Origin of the sequence: Desulfobacter latus, from assembly GCF_013389365.1 — a bacterium.
Lineage (GTDB): Bacteria > Desulfobacterota > Desulfobacteria > Desulfobacterales > Desulfobacteraceae > Desulfobacter > Desulfobacter latus.
This window is the reverse complement of record NZ_JACADJ010000036.1, coordinates 16,815-37,925: the sequence shown is the minus strand read 5'-3', so window position 1 is coordinate 37,925 and position 21,111 is coordinate 16,815. Positions and strand designations below refer to the sequence as shown.

15 protein-coding genes are annotated in these 21,111 nt (G+C 47.7%); 12 read left to right on the top strand and 3 right to left on the bottom strand.

Features of this window, described 5'->3' with window-relative positions:
• Positions 1-96: 96 nt before the first annotated feature.
• Complete coding sequence (locus HXW94_RS11085; protein ID WP_246293867.1) at positions 97-507, bottom strand: twin-arginine translocase TatA/TatE family subunit; 411 nt, start codon at positions 505-507, stop codon at positions 97-99.
• A gap of 403 nt (positions 508-910) precedes the next feature.
• Between HXW94_RS11085 and HXW94_RS11080 the strand changes: the two genes are divergently transcribed.
• On the top strand, positions 911-1,510 hold the full coding sequence (locus HXW94_RS11080) for an Lcl C-terminal domain-containing protein (protein ID WP_218576682.1): 600 nt from the start codon (positions 911-913) through the stop codon (positions 1,508-1,510).
• 519 nt (positions 1,511-2,029) lie between these two features.
• Here the strand turns inward: HXW94_RS11080 and HXW94_RS11075 are convergent.
• Entirely contained in the window at positions 2,030-3,289 is a 1,260-nt protein-coding gene (locus HXW94_RS11075; protein WP_178366960.1) for an IS110 family RNA-guided transposase, read from the bottom strand.
• 393 nt (positions 3,290-3,682) lie between these two features.
• Here HXW94_RS11075 and HXW94_RS11070 point away from each other — a divergent pair, with 393 nt between their 5' ends.
• Both HXW94_RS11070 and HXW94_RS11060 read left to right on the top strand, forming a co-directional pair.
• Positions 3,683-3,868 (top strand): hypothetical protein, encoded by a 186-nt coding sequence (locus tag HXW94_RS11070; RefSeq protein WP_178366959.1) that lies wholly within the window; start codon positions 3,683-3,685, stop codon positions 3,866-3,868.
• A 103-nt stretch (positions 3,869-3,971) separates the two neighbouring features.
• The gene (locus HXW94_RS11060; RefSeq protein ID WP_218576681.1) at positions 3,972-10,817 is read left to right on the top strand and encodes an Lcl domain-containing protein; all 6,846 of its coding nucleotides are present in this window, start codon (positions 3,972-3,974) and stop codon (positions 10,815-10,817) included.
• Positions 10,818-11,112: 295 nt separating this feature from the next.
• Here HXW94_RS11060 and HXW94_RS11055 read toward each other — a convergent pair whose 3' ends face one another.
• Positions 11,113-12,483, bottom strand: coding sequence for a DEAD/DEAH box helicase (locus HXW94_RS11055; RefSeq protein WP_246293858.1), 1,371 nt, complete (start codon positions 12,481-12,483; stop codon positions 11,113-11,115).
• Positions 12,484-12,513: 30 nt separating this feature from the next.
• Here HXW94_RS11055 and HXW94_RS11050 point away from each other — a divergent pair, with 30 nt between their 5' ends.
• From HXW94_RS11050 to HXW94_RS11010, 9 genes are all read left to right on the top strand, one after another.
• Positions 12,514-12,795 carry a hypothetical protein gene (locus HXW94_RS11050; protein ID WP_178366939.1) on the top strand — a complete coding sequence of 94 codons (282 nt, stop codon included), beginning with the start codon at positions 12,514-12,516 and terminating at the stop codon, positions 12,793-12,795.
• A gap of 62 nt (positions 12,796-12,857) precedes the next feature.
• Complete coding sequence (locus HXW94_RS11045; RefSeq protein WP_178366957.1) at positions 12,858-13,154, top strand: YggT family protein; 297 nt, start codon at positions 12,858-12,860, stop codon at positions 13,152-13,154.
• Positions 13,155-13,185: 31 nt separating this feature from the next.
• The gene (locus HXW94_RS11040) at positions 13,186-13,686 is read left to right on the top strand and encodes a DivIVA domain-containing protein (protein ID WP_178366956.1); all 501 of its coding nucleotides are present in this window, start codon (positions 13,186-13,188) and stop codon (positions 13,684-13,686) included.
• Between the two features lie 127 nt (positions 13,687-13,813).
• Entirely contained in the window at positions 13,814-14,896 is a 1,083-nt protein-coding gene (locus HXW94_RS11035) for a type IV pilus twitching motility protein PilT (protein ID WP_178366955.1), read from the top strand.
• A 50-nt stretch (positions 14,897-14,946) separates the two neighbouring features.
• Entirely contained in the window at positions 14,947-16,125 is a 1,179-nt protein-coding gene (locus tag HXW94_RS11030) for a type IV pilus twitching motility protein PilT (protein WP_178366954.1), read from the top strand.
• Positions 16,122-16,757, top strand: a complete 636-nt coding sequence (locus tag HXW94_RS11025) for a zinc-ribbon domain-containing protein (RefSeq protein WP_178366953.1) — start codon at positions 16,122-16,124, stop codon at positions 16,755-16,757. The genes HXW94_RS11030 and HXW94_RS11025 overlap by 4 nt, the downstream gene beginning before the upstream one ends.
• A gap of 93 nt (positions 16,758-16,850) precedes the next feature.
• A complete protein-coding gene (locus tag HXW94_RS11020) occupies positions 16,851-17,651 on the top strand; it encodes a hypothetical protein (protein WP_246293857.1) in 801 nt (266 codons plus the stop codon).
• Positions 17,606-19,696, top strand: a complete 2,091-nt coding sequence (locus tag HXW94_RS11015) for a transglycosylase domain-containing protein (RefSeq protein WP_246293855.1) — start codon at positions 17,606-17,608, stop codon at positions 19,694-19,696. Before HXW94_RS11020 ends, HXW94_RS11015 begins: the two co-directional genes overlap by 46 nt.
• 1 nt (position 19,697) lies before the next feature.
• Positions 19,698-21,101: an SPOR domain-containing protein gene (locus tag HXW94_RS11010; protein WP_178366951.1), complete on the top strand. Its 1,404-nt coding sequence runs from the start codon at positions 19,698-19,700 to the stop codon at positions 21,099-21,101.
• The last annotated feature ends 10 nt before the right edge of the window (positions 21,102-21,111 follow it).

The following is a 21,111-nucleotide window of genomic DNA, read 5'->3' as shown; positions in this document are numbered from 1 at the left end:
TATTACCAGGGTGCCTATATATTCCTTTAGAACGAAAGCCCGAAGGCTCTCAAGGCTAATCAACAGGACTTGCAACCGAAGTCACAAGCCCACCGATCACCAAAGGTGTCGGTGGGTAGTTGACTCTTTAGGGGTGGATGTTTCTGTTTCGGGCGTTGAGGCCGGGGACGGCGGGGCTGCATCAGGGCTGCCCTCTGCCGGTTTCGGGGGTGTCTTGGCTTTCAGGTCGTCATCATCCGCCTTGTCCGAGGCCTCCGGTTTATCAGACGCCTGCTGTGGTTTGGGATTTTCCAAATCTATATCCTTAACACCATCCTTGCGTTTTTTTTTAACAGGCGTCGGATTGGTTTCTTTTACCGTGGTTTCTATATCAATGGAATCTTTCAGATCCTGGGCGGATCGTTTGAATTCCCCCATGGCTTTGCCAAGCATCTTTGCCACTTCCGGCAGTTTCTGGGGGCCTATGACGATAAGGGCAATGGCCAGAATCAGTAAAATTTCCGGCATTCCTAAACCAAACATATATTGGTGTTACTCCTTAATTAATGGACGGGTACTATAATTACTTAAGTTGTTTTTACATTGAAGATGATTGGGTGTCAACCGGGGCATGGGTTTTTCAGTGCTGACGCAAACATTTTCATGTAAGGGGGGGGATTGCCCCGGGCTATAGTCTGAAAAATCGGTATTGAACTATTCAGAAAATCATAATACAACAATCTACGCAAAAAAAATCCCTGAAAATTGGGACTTGGGCATAACATCGGCCACAGTTTATGTTGCTTTGAACGAAGTGAAACCCAATAAATTAGCGCCCTTTGAGCGGGCTGTTAGGTGCTGGGTGCTGGGAAATGGAAATTCCTAATATTCACTTCAAGTTTTTCAAACATAAAATTAATCAGGTGAAAATATGAAAAACAATGTGTCCCTGAAATTATTATTTTATAAAGATTTGATTTCAGTATCGGCAATAATTTGTATGCTTTTGATTGGTATGTGCTGTGTCGTGCACGCAGGGGATTACAAATTGCCGGACACGGGTATTGAAAAATGTTACGACAATGGACATGAAATCCCCTGCCCTGATCAGGGGAAGCCGTTTTACGGACAGGATGCACAGTATGACGGACCCGCACCCGCTTACCAGGATAATGGAGACGGCACTGTAACGGATTTGAATACAGGGTTGATGTGGCAGCAAGAGGATGATGACACACGACGTACATGGCAGGATGCGGTTGACTATTGTGATGCGCTTGTTTTTGCGGGGTATTCGGACTGGCACCTGCCCACAAGGCGTGAGCTTTTTTCCATTGTGAATCTGGGAAGATATGATCCTGCCATTGATACGGATTATTTCCCAGGGTGTAACTCGTCCTATTATTGGTCGGGCAGTATGTACGCAAGTAATTCCAGCGACGCGTGGGATGTATACTTTAACCATGGCTATGTGTACCACTACGCTAGGACCCATAACTTCTATGTTCGTTGTGTTCGTTCCGGACCATAAATCCGGTTATTTGATCATTTGACGTTTTGGAAATTTTGGTATGATATATACAGCCGTTGGTCCCCGGTTTTGTTCGGGCCTTTACGGCAGTGGGCTGTCGATACAGCACAGAAGTGGGAGTATTAACACCATAACAACACACTCATTTATATGAAACACTCCCCCGTAAAAGGGAATAAATATCCGTTGGTTTATGGGTTCTGTCCCACAACACTTCATTGGCATTACAAATTGAAGTTATCAAATCGATAAAGTTATCTCTATTAAGGGTAAAAATTCAGGTACAGAAGCTAACTGAATAAATCATCAGCAGCGGTCGGTTTGTCTTATAAAAAGTTTTATATGCGTGGTACTTCTTTACGGAAGTCCAACAGTTTGTTGTGCAAAAAACCGACCAGTCATGTTCTACTCGCGCTCTAAGGCTTCATTTTAACATCCGACTTTTTATTGCTGAATTAAAATCTATTGTTTGCTGTACTCCTCTAATCAATAACTGTACAAAATATTTTGATAGATCAATTAATTTTCACAAGATACAAGTTTCATTCCTAATGCATCAGCCTTTTTCGCCAGATTTTTCAACATTCTTTGTTTGTTGGGCTTGCTTAAGTATTCTTCTCCAAGGTCTTTGTATCTGTCTCCATATTTGATGATGTTATAAATAGCTTTTGCAATTTTATGGGCTATGGCGACAATAGCTTTTTTGGCACCTCGTCTGGATTTGAGTTTATAATACTTGGCTTTGTAATATGATCCCTTCGTCTTGATCGCGGCCCAAGCAATGCCTATTAAAATCGTTTTGAATGGATGATTTCGAACTGCATTCCGGCCACTTTTCCTCTTACCTGCGCTTTCATTGTTTCCAGGGCACAATCCGGCCCATGCAACAAAAGCGACCATCTTTTCGAACTCTTCCAGTGTGACTCCGACTTCTCCAATAATGGATTGTGCTGACTTTTTATCGATTCCGGGAACTTCATCTAATCTTTCCAATAGATCTTCATGATCTCGGGTAAGTAATTCCAATCTGGCATTAATCTGTTCAATTTGATTTTGGAACATTTCGATGCTCTCCATCATGCCAATTAATTGGAATCTATGGTGATCTTTAAAATATCCATGGAGACTTAGATACAATTCAGGCGCTTTGTTTTTAAGACTTCCTTTTGTGCATTCCTGAACTTTTTCCAAGGTCACTTCTTCACTTTTGCATAACAAATCAATGAGATTCAAACCGGTAACCCCGAACAGATCGGAAACGACCGAATCAATTTTAATATTTGCCGTGATAAATAATTTATGAACACGTCGCTTAAAATCAGCCTGAGATTCTGTATATGTCCTTCTTAATCGGCTTAACTCACGCCATTCACGGACATGCTCGGGGGGAATAAAACTACCTTTTACCAAGCCATGACGAAGCAGTCCGGCAAGCCACTTACTGTCACAGATGTCTGTTTTTCTGCCGGGAACATTTTTAATATGCCTGGCATTCACCAAAACAACCTGCATCGCATCTTCGATGGTGTTATAAACCGGATGCCAATATACCCCGGTACTTTCCATTGCCACTACAGGACAGCTATTTACAATTAACCACGCTTTCATTTTTTGCAAATCTTGAGTAAATGATGAAAATTCCCGGATCTCATGTTGTTCTTTACCATTTTCATCAACAGTGATTAAACAAGCAGAAATTTTGTCTTTATGGACATCCAAACCACAACAAATGGGGTGAACAATTTGGATTAATGTGCTATTTTTTGATTTCTTGGTCATGACTATCCCTTTCAATTTAATTTGATGGTTAAAAATTTGGATAGTTATGACCATTTTTCAAATTTTGCAAGTGTTTCATGCTTGGTTGTGTCCGATAGGACATGGGGGTTCTAAGATATATTTCAGGAAAATCAGGATTCAGAAGCTCATATAATTTCTGGGCGCCTGATCCGGATATGCGGCACGGGAAAGGTGGTTTAAAACTTTTTACAGGGCTTCACGGGTTTAAAAAAGGATGTGGTTTTCACAGACGTATTCTTGTCAAATATATTGATAAAGCAAGGTCTGAAGGGTTTCACTGGATATTTGCTATAAGCACTTTTTACGTCTAAAGTGCCTGTATGTTGTGGATAAATGGCACACAAAAATACTATATGTGGTATCCAATTCCTTATGGCAAATATCCAGGGGTTTCATGTTGCACTGGTCATGGAAACAAAAAAAGCCGATGGCCGCATGTCTCGGCGGTTAACTGCATTGATTCGTTCCAGGGATGCTGTATCCAGGCTGCGCATGAAAACAATACATGCGGTGCAGCTTGAATTGCCGTTTTTCAATATTATAGTTCCGGTCATATGACTTGATATTTTTTTGAGGTGCTGATCTCAATATTTACAATAGGTTAGGGTCGTTTTTTGGTTTGAAGTCATATGACCGGAACTATAATTGACAAGGAAAAACCATGGAAAGAAAAGGGTTTATTTTTGCGGTATGGCTCTTGTTTTTTTTAACTCTCAACACGCCAATACTTTTTGCCGGCGGGTCTTATATTGACAACACTGACGGAACAGTGAGTGACTCTGAAACGGCACTGATGTGGCAGCAGCAGGATGACGATCAATATCGTAACTGGGTAGATGCCCTTGGATATTGTGAAAACCTCTCACTTGCCGGGTATGATGACTGGAGACTGCCCAATATTCGGGAGCTTGAAACCCTCGTGGATGATTCAAGATATGATCCTGCCATTGATACGGATTATTTTACAGGGTGTCACTCGTCCTATTACTGGTCGGGTAGTTCGTACGCTCGTTATTCCAGCGACGCGTGGGGTGTGAGCTTTAACGATGGCTATGTGTACTACGGCCATAAGGCCGATAGCTACTATGTTCGGTGTGTTCGTTGTGGTCGTTCAGCACCATCAGGACCAGATGATTTGAGTGATTTGAAAGTTACTTACAGAAACGAACAGGCAGAGTTTTTAACTGTGCATTTCTCAGCATCTTTTAAAGGGGGAGAAGCGCCTTTCAGCTACGTCTGGGATTTTGGCGACAACACAAGCAGCACAGATGAGAACCCGACCCATAGATACAACTCAGAAGGCGAATACACTGCAACGTTGACAGTCACAGACCAGGATAACAACACAATACTCGCTAAAAAATCAATCAGCATTTCATATCCCGACGACGACCTTGTTGCCAGCAAGCTTGAATACGATAACGGGCGATACTATGTCCTTTCAAATCAAGGATCGTATATGCACGTGGAGTACGACAAGTTTATGTACGCGGATTCTTACTTTCTGAACGGGGGGGGTACCGACGAGACATACAACGATATTGCCGCATCTTTATACGGGGCTGTTTTTGTAGGCAGTAGCGGCTCTATTTTCTGGTCCGGCGGTGTCGCGGGCCCGGTATATCCCCAGGCCCCGGATAAGACTCCGGATTTTCTATCAGTTGCCACAGACGCTTCAGCGAACTTTATCATTGCCGGCAGCAATGGCACGCTTTTATTATATAACTGCTTAGAGCAGACACTTGATGAGCTTGTCAGCGGTACGCAATCAGATATAAATCAGATTATATATGATGTATCCGCAGAAAGATATCTTGCGGTAACCGGCAGTGGAGAACTTCTGTCGTCCGCTAACGGTATTGATTGGGCCGTTCAGAAAATCAGCAACACCCCACTTACTGCCGTTTCCGTTAAAGCAGATCGTATTGTTGCCGGCGGAACAGGTGGAACCATTTATGAGGGAACTTTGGGAGGGCAGTTTCAAACGTCAGTGGTAAACACCACAGATGATATCGTTGATATTGTCCGTATCGGCAAACGGTTTATTGCCGCCACTCGAAAAGCGCTGCTGATTTCGGAAGATGGTAAATCATGGCTGATTGATACCCAGGACTTCAGTAAAACACCGATCCTTGACCTGGCTGTGAATGGCGGTACATTGAAGGTAGTTAAGGAAGTTGAGGAATTTGAAAAATTTGAGGAAAGCGGTATTGAATCCATCAGCCGATTTCAAAATGTTCGTTCTGGTGTGGTTAAAACGGCTACCCTTGCAGGAGTGGATATTGAGTTCGGCAAATCCACTGTGGTGTTTGAAGATCACAGGATCAAAACGTTTCATATTGAACCTGATGATTGTATGTACATAAAAAAGGACGGGGAAACCATTGCCAGAATAGATTTTGGTGATGATACGCAATTTAAAAACAGCTCCACGCTTGCATCCATTTATGAAAAGGACAAAGCAAATATCACCATCAGCGGGAGTGGTAATACACTATACTACAATTCAGGAGATGGCCGGTATACACCCGTATCCCAAGGATCTTTCTGTTTGAAAAACGGCAAGGTCACGGAGCAGAACCTGTTAAATGAGGTGGATCAAAACACAATATCTCTTGTGCAATCCGCTGTTGATGCATTTGTTGCGTCCTACACCGATGATTACAATGCCGCATCATCTGAAGAGAAGCAGTGGCGCTTCAGCCCGGATATGATGAGAAACGTTCTGGAATCGCTGTTTGATCTTATTGGAAATACTTCAAATTTTGATGTGCCTTTAACCGGGAACCATCTTCTCCTTGGCGGCGGTGAACCTTTTTCTCCTTCCGGTCTTACCTTCCCGTTTTTCAGACGGCTGTATCTTGATACTGAGGATGGAAAAATTTATCAGAAAAAAAGCTATATGGCAGGGCCGTCATTTCTAGCAAATGCACCATTAACAACCGCATTGATTTCGAAAGTAGAAATTCCAGAGATTGAGTATGTGCTGGATGGGACCAAACTGACTGGAACAGTTACGGATTATAAACCTGACATCGGCCCTTTTTCCATTGTTGCAAAAAAAGCCCGTATTGAATCTTTTCTTGGAGATGACGGCGGCAAAGAGTCTTCCATCATATTTGATGAAGCAGGTTTTTTCCTGAAATCAAAACTGGAAAATTTTCAAAAAACAAACTCGAATCAAAGTGCCACCCTTGGCAGCAAGGTTTCAAAACTGAAAATAACCCACAGCCGCAGAAACGGGTTTAAACTGGTATCCGGTGAAGCCGGGGCGGAAATTAAAATCCCCAATCTTAACCTGACAAAGACATGGGTGCTTGAGGACTTGTCCACCTATATCACTATGGTCTTCCGGGAGGCGCGTAGCGATGGATTGTATGTATATAACGATGATTATCCCGACGAATTGGACCAGTTCCTTATAACACTTGGCGGCAACGGCACATTGAGAAGACGCAGTGCGCCCGGTTATAATCTTAACTCCGATCTGAAACTTTCCGCAGGGCTTGATCTTGCTTTTGATTGGGATAGTTTCAGTTTAGACGGACCGGATAAGCAGAATCTGCTGCATGCAAGTCTTGCTGCACAAAATTTTATCAATTTTCCAAAAGCGGGGGTGTTTTCCCTCACCGGCATTGGCGGCGAGTATAATTACAGCAAGTACGGGTCATCCTACTGGAGTCTGACCGGCGATTTCAAGCTTTATAAACTTTACAGGAACATCTTCCTGTTTGAGGGCGGCGCCGATATTACCGCAGATACAGGTATGGACAGCTTTGGATTGGGGTTGACCTATCTGCATACCCCTGTTCTGAATACCTCTTTGTATATTGACTGGGCAGGGTCTGACGATCTTGGCTGCCTTCTTTTAGGCAGTATACGCCATGATATGCCTGTTAAAAGTCCTGATATTGAAAATTGTGACGGCAGTACCTTTGATTTGAAACCAAAAGATGAAAAAACCGTATTTCATGGGTTTGGCATGGGAATACAGGCGGGGATGACCCTGAAGGAAGATAAAACAAAAAAAGTTTACTCTCTGTTTGGCGCAAAGTTTGAGAATCTGATCAAGGGCGCCGTTGGATTTCAGATATTTGGGACTGAGAGTTGCGTCAATGATGATTACCAGGTTTCACTTAAAGCCGTGGGAAAAGAAGAGTTACGGCTGCCTAAAATTGACAAGGACTGGTTCTTTATCCCGGAAAGCTTTAAGAACGGCAAGGTGTTGGGCAATGTCTGTGTTTCCCTTGGCTATTTTCAGGTAACCCAGGAATATAAAGAATGGTTCTCGGATAAAGAGGCAAATCTTGGAAAACATTTCGGCATGTACGCGACAGCAGAGAAGATTGGAACAGACGGTGTTACATTATTTATTCCCTTTGACAATCTTGAGGACAAAGACGGTGACCGGGTGCCGTTTGCCGTTAATTTGAAAATAAAAAGCGTTAACTATACCGGTACACAATCCATATATGACGCCGATGAGCGAACAGCCTTGTCCAGGACAACACTTGGCGCCTTTGAATTTAAAACCTTTAATGTGGGTAAAAATGAACCATTTATTATTGTTGATCTGATCTCAGCAGATAATACAATGACCCTGACCCTGCCGGACGGCACCGTGATTAACCAGGATTCAGCTGATACAGGGGTGATTGATGTTGAAAAAGTTGGTGGAAAATTTACAGAGATCACTGTGTTCAGCCCGCCTGAGGGAGCGTATGAGATATCCTATGTTCCGACCGGCAATGAGGAGATCAGAATATTCGGCGGTAATCCCCAGCCGGACGCCACACTTGAAGTTGATGGAGACAATGTATTGTTCTCCCTTACTGATGCAGATGGGGAACAGATGGAATATACCCTTTCCCTGATTGATGAAAATGAGAATATTGTTCATATCCTTGAAAAAAATGAGAACACCCAAGGCGGGGATATGAGTGCTGAGATCGGCACCATCACGCATATTTCAACCGGGGATTACAGGGTGATGCTGAATTTTAAGGATCCAGTGAATCCTGTTCAAAAGGTTATCAGCACGGCGGTTGTACATCTTGTGAAATCCATTCCCGTGCCGTCGGATATCAAGGCGGTTTCAACGTCGGATTATGTGCTGCTCTCCTGGCCGGGAGATCCCGGTGTTTCTGGATATGAGGTCAGCATCATGACCCGGGAACAGGAGATTGTGCATGAGAAGATAGCAGGTGCGGGCTTCAAGGTAACAGACCTGATGGAAGGGGAATATACCGCATGGATCAATGGATATGATGAGGAGGGCAACAGCGGTGATGCCGGAACGATTTCCTTTACAGTGAGTCATGTAGCGTCTGATGTGATACCGGCAGCGGTTGATGGCATTAATGTCCAAATTAATGAGGACAATGCCGTTGTAAGCTGGTCTGCGGCAGAAAATGCCGGATTCTATACGGTTGATCTTTATAAGGGGATGGAACCTGTGTTTACCGGCATGGTCATCACCGAACCTGCCATTGTGGTGGATAAAGCGTATCTCGGCACCCAGCTGCAAATATCAATTACAAGCCACACGGTTGCAAATAACGCATCAGAGGTTTTTAGAGACCGGATACAATTGTATTCACAGGATGATACGGACAGCGACGGCCTGCCGGATATGTGGGAAATAAAGCAGTTTGACACCATAGGGCAGGCAGGAACAGACGACTATGATGGGGATGGATGGGATAACACCCGTGAGCTTGCCATGCACACGGATCCCTGTATTGCGGACAGTGACAGTGACAGGCTTTCCGATTCTGTGGATCCGCATCCTTTAAACAATGACGACACCAATGAAAATTTCATTGCCGACGACTGGGAGAACTACTATGGGATAGTGGACATCATGGCGGATAATGATAATGACGGCTATCTTAACTATCTTGAATATATGGCAGACATGGATCCCACCATGGTTGACTGGGCCGGGATTGATCTGACATCCTTTGAACAGATTGATTATATGCCTGTGGTGGTTGCCAACCTTGATGAGATCACCATGGTGAAACTGAATGCCGAAGTCACGTTGGATCTGTCAAACTCTTTTGATATCAATGGAAATGAACTTTCCTTTGCGTGGAAGCTCAACAGTAACAATGTTGAGGAAAGTGCCAAAGGCCGGCTTGACATTGATACATCAAAAACCGGTATGAACCGTGTTGAAGTTAATATTTCAGATGGAAGCAAAACCGTTTATAAAAAATACGCCGTATTTGTGACGGACGGTAAAACCAGGCGGGTGGATGCAGGGGCGGAAGAGACAAGCATATCCCTTGAACGGTTTGATGTTACCGTGCCGTCAGCAGCAATGGCTGAGGACAGCTATCTTGTTGCAGGTGATATATCCTTGGAGCAGATACCGGTAAGCATCATGGGCAGGAAAATTGTTTCCGACGGCCTGATCTATCTATATTCGGGCGGATCAAAATTCTTATCTCCCATCACGATACAGCCTTATGTGAATGAATATGAGATGATTGATCCTTATGTTTTTAATTACAGCACCTCGGTTTGGACGAACCTCACCACAGGTGAGACGTTTGACCCTGTGTACAACCGCACCGTGATGCGTATTGATCCTGTTTCCAACTATACTGTAAAGACAAAAGAGACCGGAATTCTTGTGTTTGCCAAAGTTCCGGCAAAGATCACGCTGACACCGCTTACCACCCTTAAAACAGGTAACCGTATCTACCAGGTGGATCTTGCAATGTTAATGGCTGAAAAAGGCCTTGAAACCATAACCGATATAACCGTGTCGGATTCTTCCATCATTTCAGTGAACCAGGGAGATGTATCAGGAAATAAGGAGCTTCGCCTGGAAGTTCTTTCCCAGGGGGTAACCTGCATCACTGTGGCAGGCACAAAAAAAAAATACGGCAACCGTTCGGCATATCACTATATCATTGGCATCATACAGAGCCCCGGAGATCTGGACACCGATGCAGACACCATTGATGATGACTGGGAACTGCTGCATTTCGGCGGTCTTGAAAAGGACGGCACACTTGATTATGATAACGACGGTGTATCCGACCTTTCTGAGTTCCTGCTGTTAACAGACCCGCTTAACCCTGATACAGACGGGGACAAACTCCAGGATGGAACAGAACTTGGCTATACCCTTGGAGATATTACAGAGGATACTGACCCGTCGGTTTTCCAGCCGGACCTTGATCCATCCACCACCACAGATCCTTTGAAAGCCGATACGGATGGAGATGGATTTAAAGACGGTTTTGAGGATTTTAATGGAAACGGGCGTATTGATACAGATGAATCAGATCCCAATGACCCTGAATCCGTGCCCCTGTTTAAAAAAGGTGACGTTAACGCAGATATGCTGCTGAACCTGAATGATCCTGTGCTTATCCTTAAGATTCTTACGGCAATGAGTGTAGATCAAGATATACTGCTGTCTGCAGATGCAGATAATGACGGCATCATCAGTATTAAGGAGGTCATTTATATTTTGGACAATATTAAATAAGGGCGGGGTCCGACAAAAATAATGGCCTTGCTCATCATTGGGACCACCGTGTAGGTTGGTTTGAACGAAGTGAAACCCAACATTTTGTATTTGTTGGGTTTCGTTCCTCAACCCAACCTACCTTCCACGCATTGGACGAAACAATGATCAAGGCCAAAATAATCTTTATTCCGTGTTCGTTCACGTTCACGAGTACCAGTAAGAAAAAGCAGGCAGCAAATAAAGATTATAGAAATTTCCATTTCCCAGCACCCAGTACCCAGCACCCACCACCTAACAGCCCGCCCAAAGGGCGCTAATTTAATGATCGAGTGTAAGGCTTTTTGACTTTATTCGCACCTTTTGTTTGATTCCGTTTAGCCGTTTTTTTTAAAGGACGTGGGGCCGGTGCCGGCAGATCCGCCTCCAGGGCCGCTGTGGGGTATTCGCAGCTGATCTTGTGGCCAAGGACCGCTTCAATTTTCGGGATTTGAAACGAACTCATTTCATCGGCAAAACTTATTGAGGTGCCGGTGGCGCCGGCCCGGCCGGTGCGTCCGATGCGATGGATGTAGTGCTCGGGTTCGATGGGCAGATCATAGTTGATCACATGGCTGATGTTTTCAATGTGAAGCCCTCTGGCCGCCACATCCGTTGCCACCAGGACGTTGAGATTGCCGGTTTTAAATTTGTTGAGTACCTTGAACCGTTTGTCCTGGGCGACGTCTCCGGACAGGACCCCTGCGTTCAGGCCGTATCCGGATAATTTTTCCGACAGATACCGGGCCGTATCCTTGCGGTTGACAAAGATGATAACCCGCTCAAGTTTTTCACTGATTAAAAGGTTACAGACATTTTTAAACTTATCTGCTTCCGTGGTCAGGTAAACAATCTGGGTGATGCTTTCCGCCGCCGCCTGTTCCGGGTCAATTTCAATGCGCACGGCATCCCGGGTCCAGGATTCGGCCAGGCGGAGCACATCGTCTGTGAGGGTGGCAGAAAAAAACAGGGTCTGGCGTTTGTCCTTGTGGGGGGTCATGTAAATCAGGCGGCGGACATCCGGGATAAATCCCATGTCCAGCATTCGGTCCGCCTCGTCAATGACAACAATTTCCACCCGGGACAGATCAATCAGTTTTTTGGAGATAAAGTCCAGAAGACGTCCCGGGGTTGCGGCGATGACGTCCACGGGTTTGTCCATGAGAAGGCTTTGCTGTTTGTGATAATCCGTGCCGCCGAAAACCGGGACAATCCGAAGAGGGGAATATTTGGCAAGGCCCTTGAAGTCCTTTTCAATCTGGTAAACCAGTTCCCTTGTGGGGGCAAGGATCAGGGCCCGGGGATATTTTTTTTTCCGCTTGACGGATGTGCGGACAAACCGATCAATCAAGGTAATTATAAAGGTGGCGCTTTTGCCTGTGCCGGTCTGGGCCTTGGCCGTGGCATCCCGGCCGTCAAGGGTGTGGGGGAGAACCCGGGCCTGGATATCTGTGCAGTATTTAAAATCAAGGTCACAGATGGCATGCATCATCCCCGTGGTCAGCTTAAAGTCATGGAACCGGGTTTTTCCTTCCCGGGGTTCGACCTGGAACTTTTCTATGGTCCAGCGCGGTTTTCTGGGTTTTGGACGGGGTTTTTTAACCGTTCCGGCTTTCCTGTCAGGGGCCTCGGTGGCCGGTTCAGGCATCCGGGGTTCCGGAATTATGGTGCCGGTATCTTGGCTTTGGGATTTTTCGGTAAAAAGTGTTTTTATGAACTGGATGAATTGTTTCAAAATGATTTAAATGGATTCTTTACTTTAAAGGTTAGGGGTCAGCTTAAATGGTTATTGTTTTTTAACAGACACGTTGTTTTTTGGGAAGGAATATTTGGTTTTGTGAAACAGTGCGGGCCTGATTTTAATGTGTCGGATTTTTATTCGACTTTGTGCCCCTTTGTGCCGTTGAGGCTTTGTGAGAGAATAAATTCAGCATTGCTGGAAAAAGTCAAAAAAACTTGACTTTTCAATTGTTTCACAGTACCACAGGTTAATAAAAATAACCTGAACCAGGGTGATGTGGAATGTTTATATTGTCCAATTTATTTATGGCTGTTGCCATTGTTCTTGATTATGCGTTAAATATTTATATGTGGATCGTTATTGCCTCGGCCGTGCTCTCCTGGGTGAATCCGGACCCGTACAACCCAATCGTCCGATTCCTGCGCAAGGCAACGGAACCGGTGTTTTATCAAATCCGCAAACATCTTCCCGTAACCTTCGGCGGTCTGGACATGTCCCCGATTGTTGTATTTTTAGTTATTATTTTTCTTCAGAATTTTCTTGTAAAGACCCTCATCGGCCTGGCCCGGTCAATGTGATAATTGATCCTCGTATTAAGGGAGCTTATTCATGGGTGTTACACCGCTGGTAATCAAACAAAAAGAATTTTCTACGCGTTTCAGAGGGTTTGATGTACAGGAAGTGGATGCCTTTCTTGAAGAAGTGGCAAGGGAACTTGAATCCCAGGAAGCTGCTCTGGAAAATTTCCGGCAGGAAAATCATCGGCTGAATCTGGAAAACCAGGGATATCGGAAACGGGAAGAATCAATGAAAAATGCCATGATTCAGTCCCAGAAAGTACTGGATCAGATGAAGGATAACGCGGAAAAAACGGCCCAGGTAACAATCGCTAATGCAGAAGTTGAGGCTGAAAAAATTCTGAACCAGGCCCATAAACGTCTTTCCCAGTTGCATAGCGATATTACGGAACTTAAGCGTCAGCGTATTCAGCTTGAGATGCAGATCAGTTCAGTGCTTGAGTCACACTCAAAGTTGCTTGAGATGACCAAAGAAGAAAACAAAGCAGCCGACGAATCAGATACGGGCCTGAAATTTATTCGTCGGGCCTGATCCCTTTCATTCCATCATCTGAAATTTTTAGAGATACGCCCTTATTATAAAGGGTTGTATTGCGTTTTGGATAGGCGTTTCCAACAAGCTCCGCCAAGGGGCAAATAATAAAATAAAAGGGTAAAAAATGGCTGAAATTGATGCGTTTTTCAAGCTTATGCATGACCAGGGGGCGTCCGACTTGCACCTGACGGCGGGCCAGCAGCCGGCATTAAGACTTCACGGCGACATTGAACGGGTTAAATACGATAAGCTGACCAATGATAAGTTGCGCGGCATGCTGTATGAAATCACCTCCCAGGAAAAAATTAAAGAATTTGAAGAGACCGGGGATGTTGACTTCGGGTATGAAATTCCCGGCCTTGCCCGTTACAGGGCCAACTATTTCATGCAGAAAAACGGCATAGCCGCCGTATTCCGCGAAATTCCATCGAATATCCTGACCGCCGAACAGTTGGGGTTGCCGGCGGTGATTTCAAAACTGGCAGACCTGCCCCGGGGGCTTGTACTGGTAACCGGACCTACCGGGTCCGGTAAATCGACCACCCTGGCCGCCATCATTGATCAGGCCAACAGAAATAGAAAAGATCACATTATTACCGTGGAAGACCCCATTGAATTTGTTCACAAAAGCCAGGGCTGTATTGTGAATCACAGGGAAGTGGGGACCCATACCAAAACCTTTTCCTCTGCACTTCGCGGCGCCCTGCGTGAGGATCCGGACATCATCCTGGTGGGCGAGCTCCGGGATCTTGAAACCATTTCTCTGGCTATTGAAGCAGCGTCCACCGGTCATCTGGTATTCGGCACCCTGCATACGTCAAGTGCCCATAAAACCGTGGACAGGCTTGTTGAGGTGTTTCCGAACACCGAACAGGCCCAGATTCGATCCACACTGGCAGACGGCCTGCGTGCCATCGTGGCTCAGGTGCTGTTTAAACGGATTGATAAAAAGGGCCGGTGTGCGGCAATGGAAATCCTTGTGGCAACCCCTGCGGTCAGGAATCTCATCCGCGAATCCAAAACCCACCAGATTCCGTCCATGATCCAGACCGGCAAGCAGTTCGGGATGCAGCTTCTGGACGATGCCGTCATGGAGATATATAAACAGGGGAAAATCAGTCCTGATGATGCCTATGCAAAGGCAAATAACAAGTCATTGTTCCGTCCGTTTCTTAAAAAGCCGCCTGCGGATTTCACAGAGGCGTGATCGCCGGGTTTGTCCAATAACACTCGATCATCGAGTAACAGGAGCAAGGCATGAAAAAACAGCAGCTTGATTATATCCTTACCAAAATGCTGGATTCCCACAAGAATGTGTCGGACCTGAATATTACGCCGGGAAAACCTCTTCAGGTGGAAAGTTCCGGCGAACTTGCAGCCGTTGATCTGGGGCCGGGCTTCAGTATTTTGACGCCGTTCCAAACCGAAATTTTAGCTCTCAATCTTATTAATAATGACAGAAAGCAACTTGAAACCCTGTTGCGCGAAGGCAGCTGTGATTTATCCTACCAGCTGAGTACCAAGGCCAGATTCAGGGTGAATATTTTTTCCAGGTCAGGCAAATACGCCATTGTATTAAGAAAACTTGAAACCACCATCCCCTCCATTGAGAAACTCAATCTGCCGGCAAGCTTTCATAAAATGGCCGAGGAGAAGAACGGCATCATTTTTGTTACAGGTGCCACAGGTTCCGGTAAAACCACCTCCCTGGCCGCGCTTCTAGACCGGATCAACGACACCAAATCCGTGCATGTGATTACCCTGGAAGATCCCATAGAGTACCAGCATACCCAGAAACAATCCACCTTTAACCAGCGGGAGCTGGGGATGGATTTCGACACCTTTGCTTCGGGCCTGCGGGCGGCCTTGCGCCAGGCTCCCAAGGTTATTCTGGTGGGCGAAATGCGTGACCGGGAAACGGTTGAAATCGGACTGGCCGCGGCCGAGACCGGCCATCTGGTCCTCAGCACCCTGCACACCGTGGATGCCGGACAGACGATCAACCGCCTGCTGGGCATGTTTTCCACGGAAGAGGAAACGCAGATTCGCATTCGCCTGGCCGACACGGTTCGATGGGTGGTGGCCCAGCGGCTTTTGCCCAAGGTCGGCGGGGAGCGCGTAGCCGCCTTTGAAATTATGGCCAGCAACCTGCGGGTCAAGGACGCCATTTTAAACGGGGAGTCCGAAGGCAAGACCTTTAATGACATTATTGTTGCCGGTAAAGCCCAGGGCATGATCTCTTTTGACGAGTTTATCATACGTTTGTATGAAGAGGGAAAGATAGACGAAAATACGGCCATGGCCTATGCGTCACGCAAGGATATTGTGGGCAGGGGGCTTGACCGGATCAAGAGTGCCAGGGGGATATCCACCAGCGGCATTCAATCTCTTGAAATTGACCGCGGTTACGGGGGAGAGGAGGATCGCTCATTATGAAAATTGCTTGCCCGTCATGTGGCCGTAACGCAAACCTGCCGGATGATAAGATACCCAAAGACAAGGATTTTTCATTCAAATGTCCCAAATGCGGGGCCTCTGTTCCCGTCAAGGCATCGGCCGGTGACCCCGGGGAAGACGGTTCCGTGCAACCTGCAGCCGGCATGGGTCCGGATACATCCAAGCGTCAGACCGGCGGACCGAAACAGGCGCTGGTCTGTATGGCACCGAGCCTTGCCCGCAACCGGATTATGGCTGGACTGAAACATGCGGGGCTGAACGCTCAATTGCCTGACACGCCGATCCAGGCATTAAAACATCTTGAATATTCTGTTTACCCGCTGGTGATCATTGATACGGCTTTTGATACTGACAAGACCATCGTTGCCTATATGAACAATATGGATATGTTCCTGCGCCGCAAGATCTGTCTTGTCCGGCTGGGCCCGGTGTTTGAAACCGGCAATGCCATGACGGCCCTGGAACTGAGCGCAAATTATGTGATCAGATCCCAGGATCTTGAGCAGGAAGACGCCTCCCTGGTGAACAATGTTTTGGCTGTGGCCCTGTCTGAACATGAACAGATGTATGCTGTGTTCAATGATTCAATGAAAGCTGCGGGCAAGGCGTAATACTTTTGTCCTTTTATGAATCTGCGCGCGCAAAACTGGCATGAACCGGGGACTCCGGGAGAGTGGTTTAAACGGATCTGTTCGGTTTTAAATTTGGCCGTTCTTTCAGTTACCTGTATTATTATTGTATCTGAATTTCGTTTTGACTGGTGCGAACGTCTGGTGGGCAATTACCTTTCTTTCACCAATAATACCCGTCCTGAAAACGGCGCAATCTGGGACGCGGGACGGCACATGGCCAATGCGTTACAATCCCTGGATCAGATGGCCCTTGCGCGTGAAAGCGCCGGACGAACCGTACGGACCGCGGATTCCTTTGCAGATTTGGCGGCTAAGCTCGGGCCTGGGGAGTGGGCCACACTGGACAAAGCGCGGTTCAGGGCGTTGTATCTCTCTTTACCTCCTTACCGTCGCAGGCATGTGGTGGATCCGGTGCAACTGGTGTGGCTGCTCAACGGCGGTGCCACCGACCGGATTTTCTGTGAAGGCCGTATGGGCGGCATGAAGATTTTCTTCATTGATACCCGGAACCGGGTTGTTCAGCAGGTAGATCTGGATCTCCAGACCTTGGGTAACAACGGCAGTCATGCCGTGATGCCGGGCACCCTGGACAATGCCCCTGAATTTTTCGGCAGAATTTACCCGGCCTCCCTTTTCTTTACAGCCGTCTTAAGGCTGCCCGGGGAGATGAGAGCGGATTTGCTCCTGGATACGGAAGATCTTTTAACTGAAAAAGGCCTCCTGCACCGGGTAGGGGTGGGCAATTCCGCCCAGGACGGTTTTATCTGCCTGGGATTTGAATTCCGGCACCTGGGCGAATCCCGGGTGGTGAAGGTGAAAGCCCGGGAATGGGCGGTCTGGCAATTGACCCTGGTGCTGAGGGGAGACGGCTGATGCGGTGGTTTTCATGGCTATGGCTGGTCTCCCTGGTGCGGCTGCTGTTTTATACAGGGCTTCTCGCCGTTGGTATCATGGCTGCAGCAGTCTGCCTGATGGTTTTTCATATTTCCGGTGACCTGCCCAAACTGCCTTCGCCTCTAAGCCGCATTATCGAAACCCCCCAGAGTCTGATTTATGCCGCAGACGGCCAGATCCTCATTTCCCTTGGCAAAAAAACATCTGTTTCCCTGGACATGGTGTCTGCTGATTTTCTCAATGCCATTGTCGCCACTGAGGATCACCGGTTTTTTGAACACCATGGTGTAAATAAGCTGCGTACCTTTAAAGCCCTGTATATTACCTTATTTAAACCCGGCCGGATTGAGGGTGCCTCAACCATTACCCAGCAGCTGGCCAAGAATCTGTTTTTCAGTTTTGAGAAAACCTGGCAGCGCAAATTTAAAGAGATGCTGGTCGCATTTCAAATTGAACAGGCCAATACCAAGGAGCAGATCCTTGAGGCCTATATCAATCAGATCCATTTCGGGGCCGGGGCCCAGGGCATTGAGCGGGCGGCCCGCATGTATTTTGATAAACCTGCCCAGGATTTGACCCTGGCGGAGGCGGCATTGCTTGCGGGGCTTCCCAAATCCCCCACCCTGTATAATCCTTTCCGGCATTATGATAAGGCCCTTGCCCGGCGGCGGGTGGTGTTAAACCGCATGGTGGCGGCCGGGTTTATTCCGGCGGATGAGGCGGCCAGAACCGATGCCCTTCGTCCGGCACTGCACGATGGCCGCAAAGATGCCCGTACCGGCAGTTATTTTCTGGATGCGATGATCCAGGCGCTTGTAAACATGTACGGCGAGGATGTGGTGTATCATGGCGGCATTAAGGTCTATTCGACCATGGATTCAAGACGTCAGGCTGATGCCCGTACCGCGGTAATGGAAGGAATGGCCCGGCTTGATGAGCTCATGGGGCTGGATAAAGGGATGGGCGACAAACCCCAGGCGGCTTTGGTGGCGATTGATAATGCCAGTGGCGCGATTAAGGCCATGGTGGGCGGCAGGGATTATTATGCCAGTGAATTCAACCGGGCCGTGAACAGTAGACGCCAGGCCGGCAGCGGCTTTAAGCCTTTTTTATACTATGCCGCTTTCAGGGACCGAAAACTGCATCCGGCCCGCGTTTTCCAGGACAGGCCTGTGGCCATTCCCATTAAAGGGGCGCCTGACTGGTACCCCCGGAATTTTGAGAAAAAATACAGGGGACCCATGATCCTTAAGCAGGCCCTGATCCATTCGGTGAACACCATTGCGGCCCAGGTGGTGGCGGATGTCGGGCCTGCGGCCGTGGTGGATGTGGCCCGGGCCTGTGGTATAAAAAGTCCGTTAAAACCCGTATATTCCTTGGCCCTGGGTACGTCTGATGTCAGCGTCATGGATATGGCCGTCGGGTTTTCCACGTTGGCCGGCCTGGGCATTTATCATGAACCATTTTTATTCTGGCGGGTTGAGGATGCAAGGGGCCGGGTGCTTTTTGAGCATATTGTCAAGGATCGCAGGGTATTGGATGCGGCAACGGCGTTTCAGGTGGTGGACATGATGCAAGGTGTTGTGGACTTTGGATCGGGCCGGGGGGTCCGGCGTCTGGGATTTAAGCGTCCGGCCGCCGGGAAAACCGGCACCACGGATAATTATAATGATGCCTGGTTCACCGGGTTTACTCCGTCCCTTTGCGTATCTGTGTGGACCGGGTATGACCAGAAGAAAAAACTTAAAGATAAAAATCGGATAGGGATTACCGGGGGGCGCGGGGCTCTCCCCATCTGGACGGATTTCATGATCCGGGCCATGAAAAATGAGCCGGAACGTGATTTTTTGATGCCGCCGGATATCCGGTATGAAATCGTGGAAAAGCGTACGGGATGTCTGGCCGGTTCCAGGGCGAATATGGCCGACGACGTCGATTCTTCCCAGCCGGCGGCGGATGCAGATTCTGCCGGTACCATTCGTGTGGCGTTGAAAAAGGGCCAGGAACCTTGCCGGAGAGATTAAGATGATCCGCATTGCCCGACATATCAGCATCCGATTCTGGCTGACAACCCTGATGGTTCTGCCTTCAGGGTTTATTTTGTTTCCCCGGTTGTCCGGGTGGCTTTTGGATATGCCTGCTTCGGTATTTATTCCCCTGATGTACCTGTTTTGCGGCCTGGGACTGGGTATATGCATGGATATTGCCGGGCTTTGGCGCATCAGAGGACTGATTCGGGACGCGCAGTTGTGGGAGCGTTCCGGTATTGCCACCCGGGCTGAAAAAAAGTTTATCCGGGCGGTGCGGATTTATGACAGCGTCTGGATATCGCCTTTGGCTGAGCGGCGGGCAAAGCCCATGCTCATCTCTTCCCTGGCGCGGTTTTACCTGGCATCGGGCAGCCGGCGCCGGGAAATTCAGGGGGCTGCCGGTGCCTGGCTGGCACAAAATCCCACGGACAAGAGTCTTGCCCGGTTCTGGCTCGAACGTATCCAGGATCAGGATATGTCTGGAACATTCACTCAATCCATACTGACGGCGTTGGCAGATACCTGGTATGCAGATCCTGAGCTTTGCCGCATACTGGTGGATCTGTTTCTGGCCCAGGGGCGGATGGATTTTTCCGCAAGGCGCCTGTACCGGTCCTTTCCGGATCTGACAGACGGGGATAAAGATGCCTCTCACCAGGATAAGACCCGGGCTGAAGCGATCCGGGAAATAATGTCTGAACGTCTGGATACGCCTGACCCTGAGCCGGAACTCGACATGCCTGAGCCGGGATCGGGCACCCTTGGAGATGAAAGGGGTGATCTGAGGACATTTATTCCCAAGGATCAAAGCGGCGACGGCCTGTTGACAAGCCTGGGAGACCAGGCGTTTGAAGATGGTCCGGCCGGGTGGCGGCCGGAAAACCATATCTATGCCGGGCTGCAAACGTCCGGATGGATATCGGCCCTGATCTCTGGAATCGTTAGAAAAGCGACCGGCGGTGGCGTTTTTATCGCTGACAGAACCGGAAAAGCCAAACACGCTGTTTTAAATCTCATACAGGCCCGAGAAACGTGGTGGGGGCGGGTACGGGGCATCATGATTGCCTGCGTAGGCGTCTGGCTGATTTTCTTTGTATGGGGAACGCTTTCCCACATGTTTAAAACAGCAGAGCAACCGTCCCGGCAGATAAAGGTTATGATTCCAAAACCATTTACCATCCAGGTGGCGGCTTACCATAAAAAGACCCATGCTGACAATTATATGGCCACCCTTGCCCAAAAAGGGGTTGAGAGTACCATGAAAGTCACGGACGGCGGGGGCAAAACCTGGTATCTGGTCCGTGTCTCTAAGTTCACGGACCAGAAAAGTGCCCAGGTTTACGGTAACCGATTAAAAGCCGATCACATCATTGATGAATTTTTTGTAACCCCAAATTGAGCTTGTTTAA

What these genes read in the sequence shown, in the direction of transcription:
- HXW94_RS11025 (WP_178366953.1), top strand. Translation starts at nt 16,122, where the DNA reads ATGAAAATTGCTTGCCCGTCATGTGGCCGTAACGCAAACCTGCCGGAT.
- HXW94_RS11055 (WP_246293858.1), bottom strand. Translation starts at nt 12,483, where the DNA reads ATGCCTGAACCGGCCACCGAGGCCCCTGACAGGAAAGCCGGAACGGTT.
- HXW94_RS11085 (WP_246293867.1), bottom strand. Translation starts at nt 507, where the DNA reads ATGCCGGAAATTTTACTGATTCTGGCCATTGCCCTTATCGTCATAGGC.
- HXW94_RS11015 (WP_246293855.1), top strand. Translation starts at nt 17,606, where the DNA reads ATGGGCGGTCTGGCAATTGACCCTGGTGCTGAGGGGAGACGGCTGATG.
- HXW94_RS11030 (WP_178366954.1), top strand. Translation starts at nt 14,947, where the DNA reads ATGAAAAAACAGCAGCTTGATTATATCCTTACCAAAATGCTGGATTCC.
- HXW94_RS11045 (WP_178366957.1), top strand. Translation starts at nt 12,858, where the DNA reads ATGTTTATATTGTCCAATTTATTTATGGCTGTTGCCATTGTTCTTGAT.
- HXW94_RS11075 (WP_178366960.1), bottom strand. Translation starts at nt 3,289, where the DNA reads ATGACCAAGAAATCAAAAAATAGCACATTAATCCAAATTGTTCACCCC.
- HXW94_RS11010 (WP_178366951.1), top strand. Translation starts at nt 19,698, where the DNA reads ATGATCCGCATTGCCCGACATATCAGCATCCGATTCTGGCTGACAACC.
- HXW94_RS11070 (WP_178366959.1), top strand. Translation starts at nt 3,683, where the DNA reads ATGGCAAATATCCAGGGGTTTCATGTTGCACTGGTCATGGAAACAAAA.
- HXW94_RS11080 (WP_218576682.1), top strand. Translation starts at nt 911, where the DNA reads ATGAAAAACAATGTGTCCCTGAAATTATTATTTTATAAAGATTTGATT.
- HXW94_RS11035 (WP_178366955.1), top strand. Translation starts at nt 13,814, where the DNA reads ATGGCTGAAATTGATGCGTTTTTCAAGCTTATGCATGACCAGGGGGCG.
- HXW94_RS11060 (WP_218576681.1), top strand. Translation starts at nt 3,972, where the DNA reads ATGGAAAGAAAAGGGTTTATTTTTGCGGTATGGCTCTTGTTTTTTTTA.
- HXW94_RS11040 (WP_178366956.1), top strand. Translation starts at nt 13,186, where the DNA reads ATGGGTGTTACACCGCTGGTAATCAAACAAAAAGAATTTTCTACGCGT.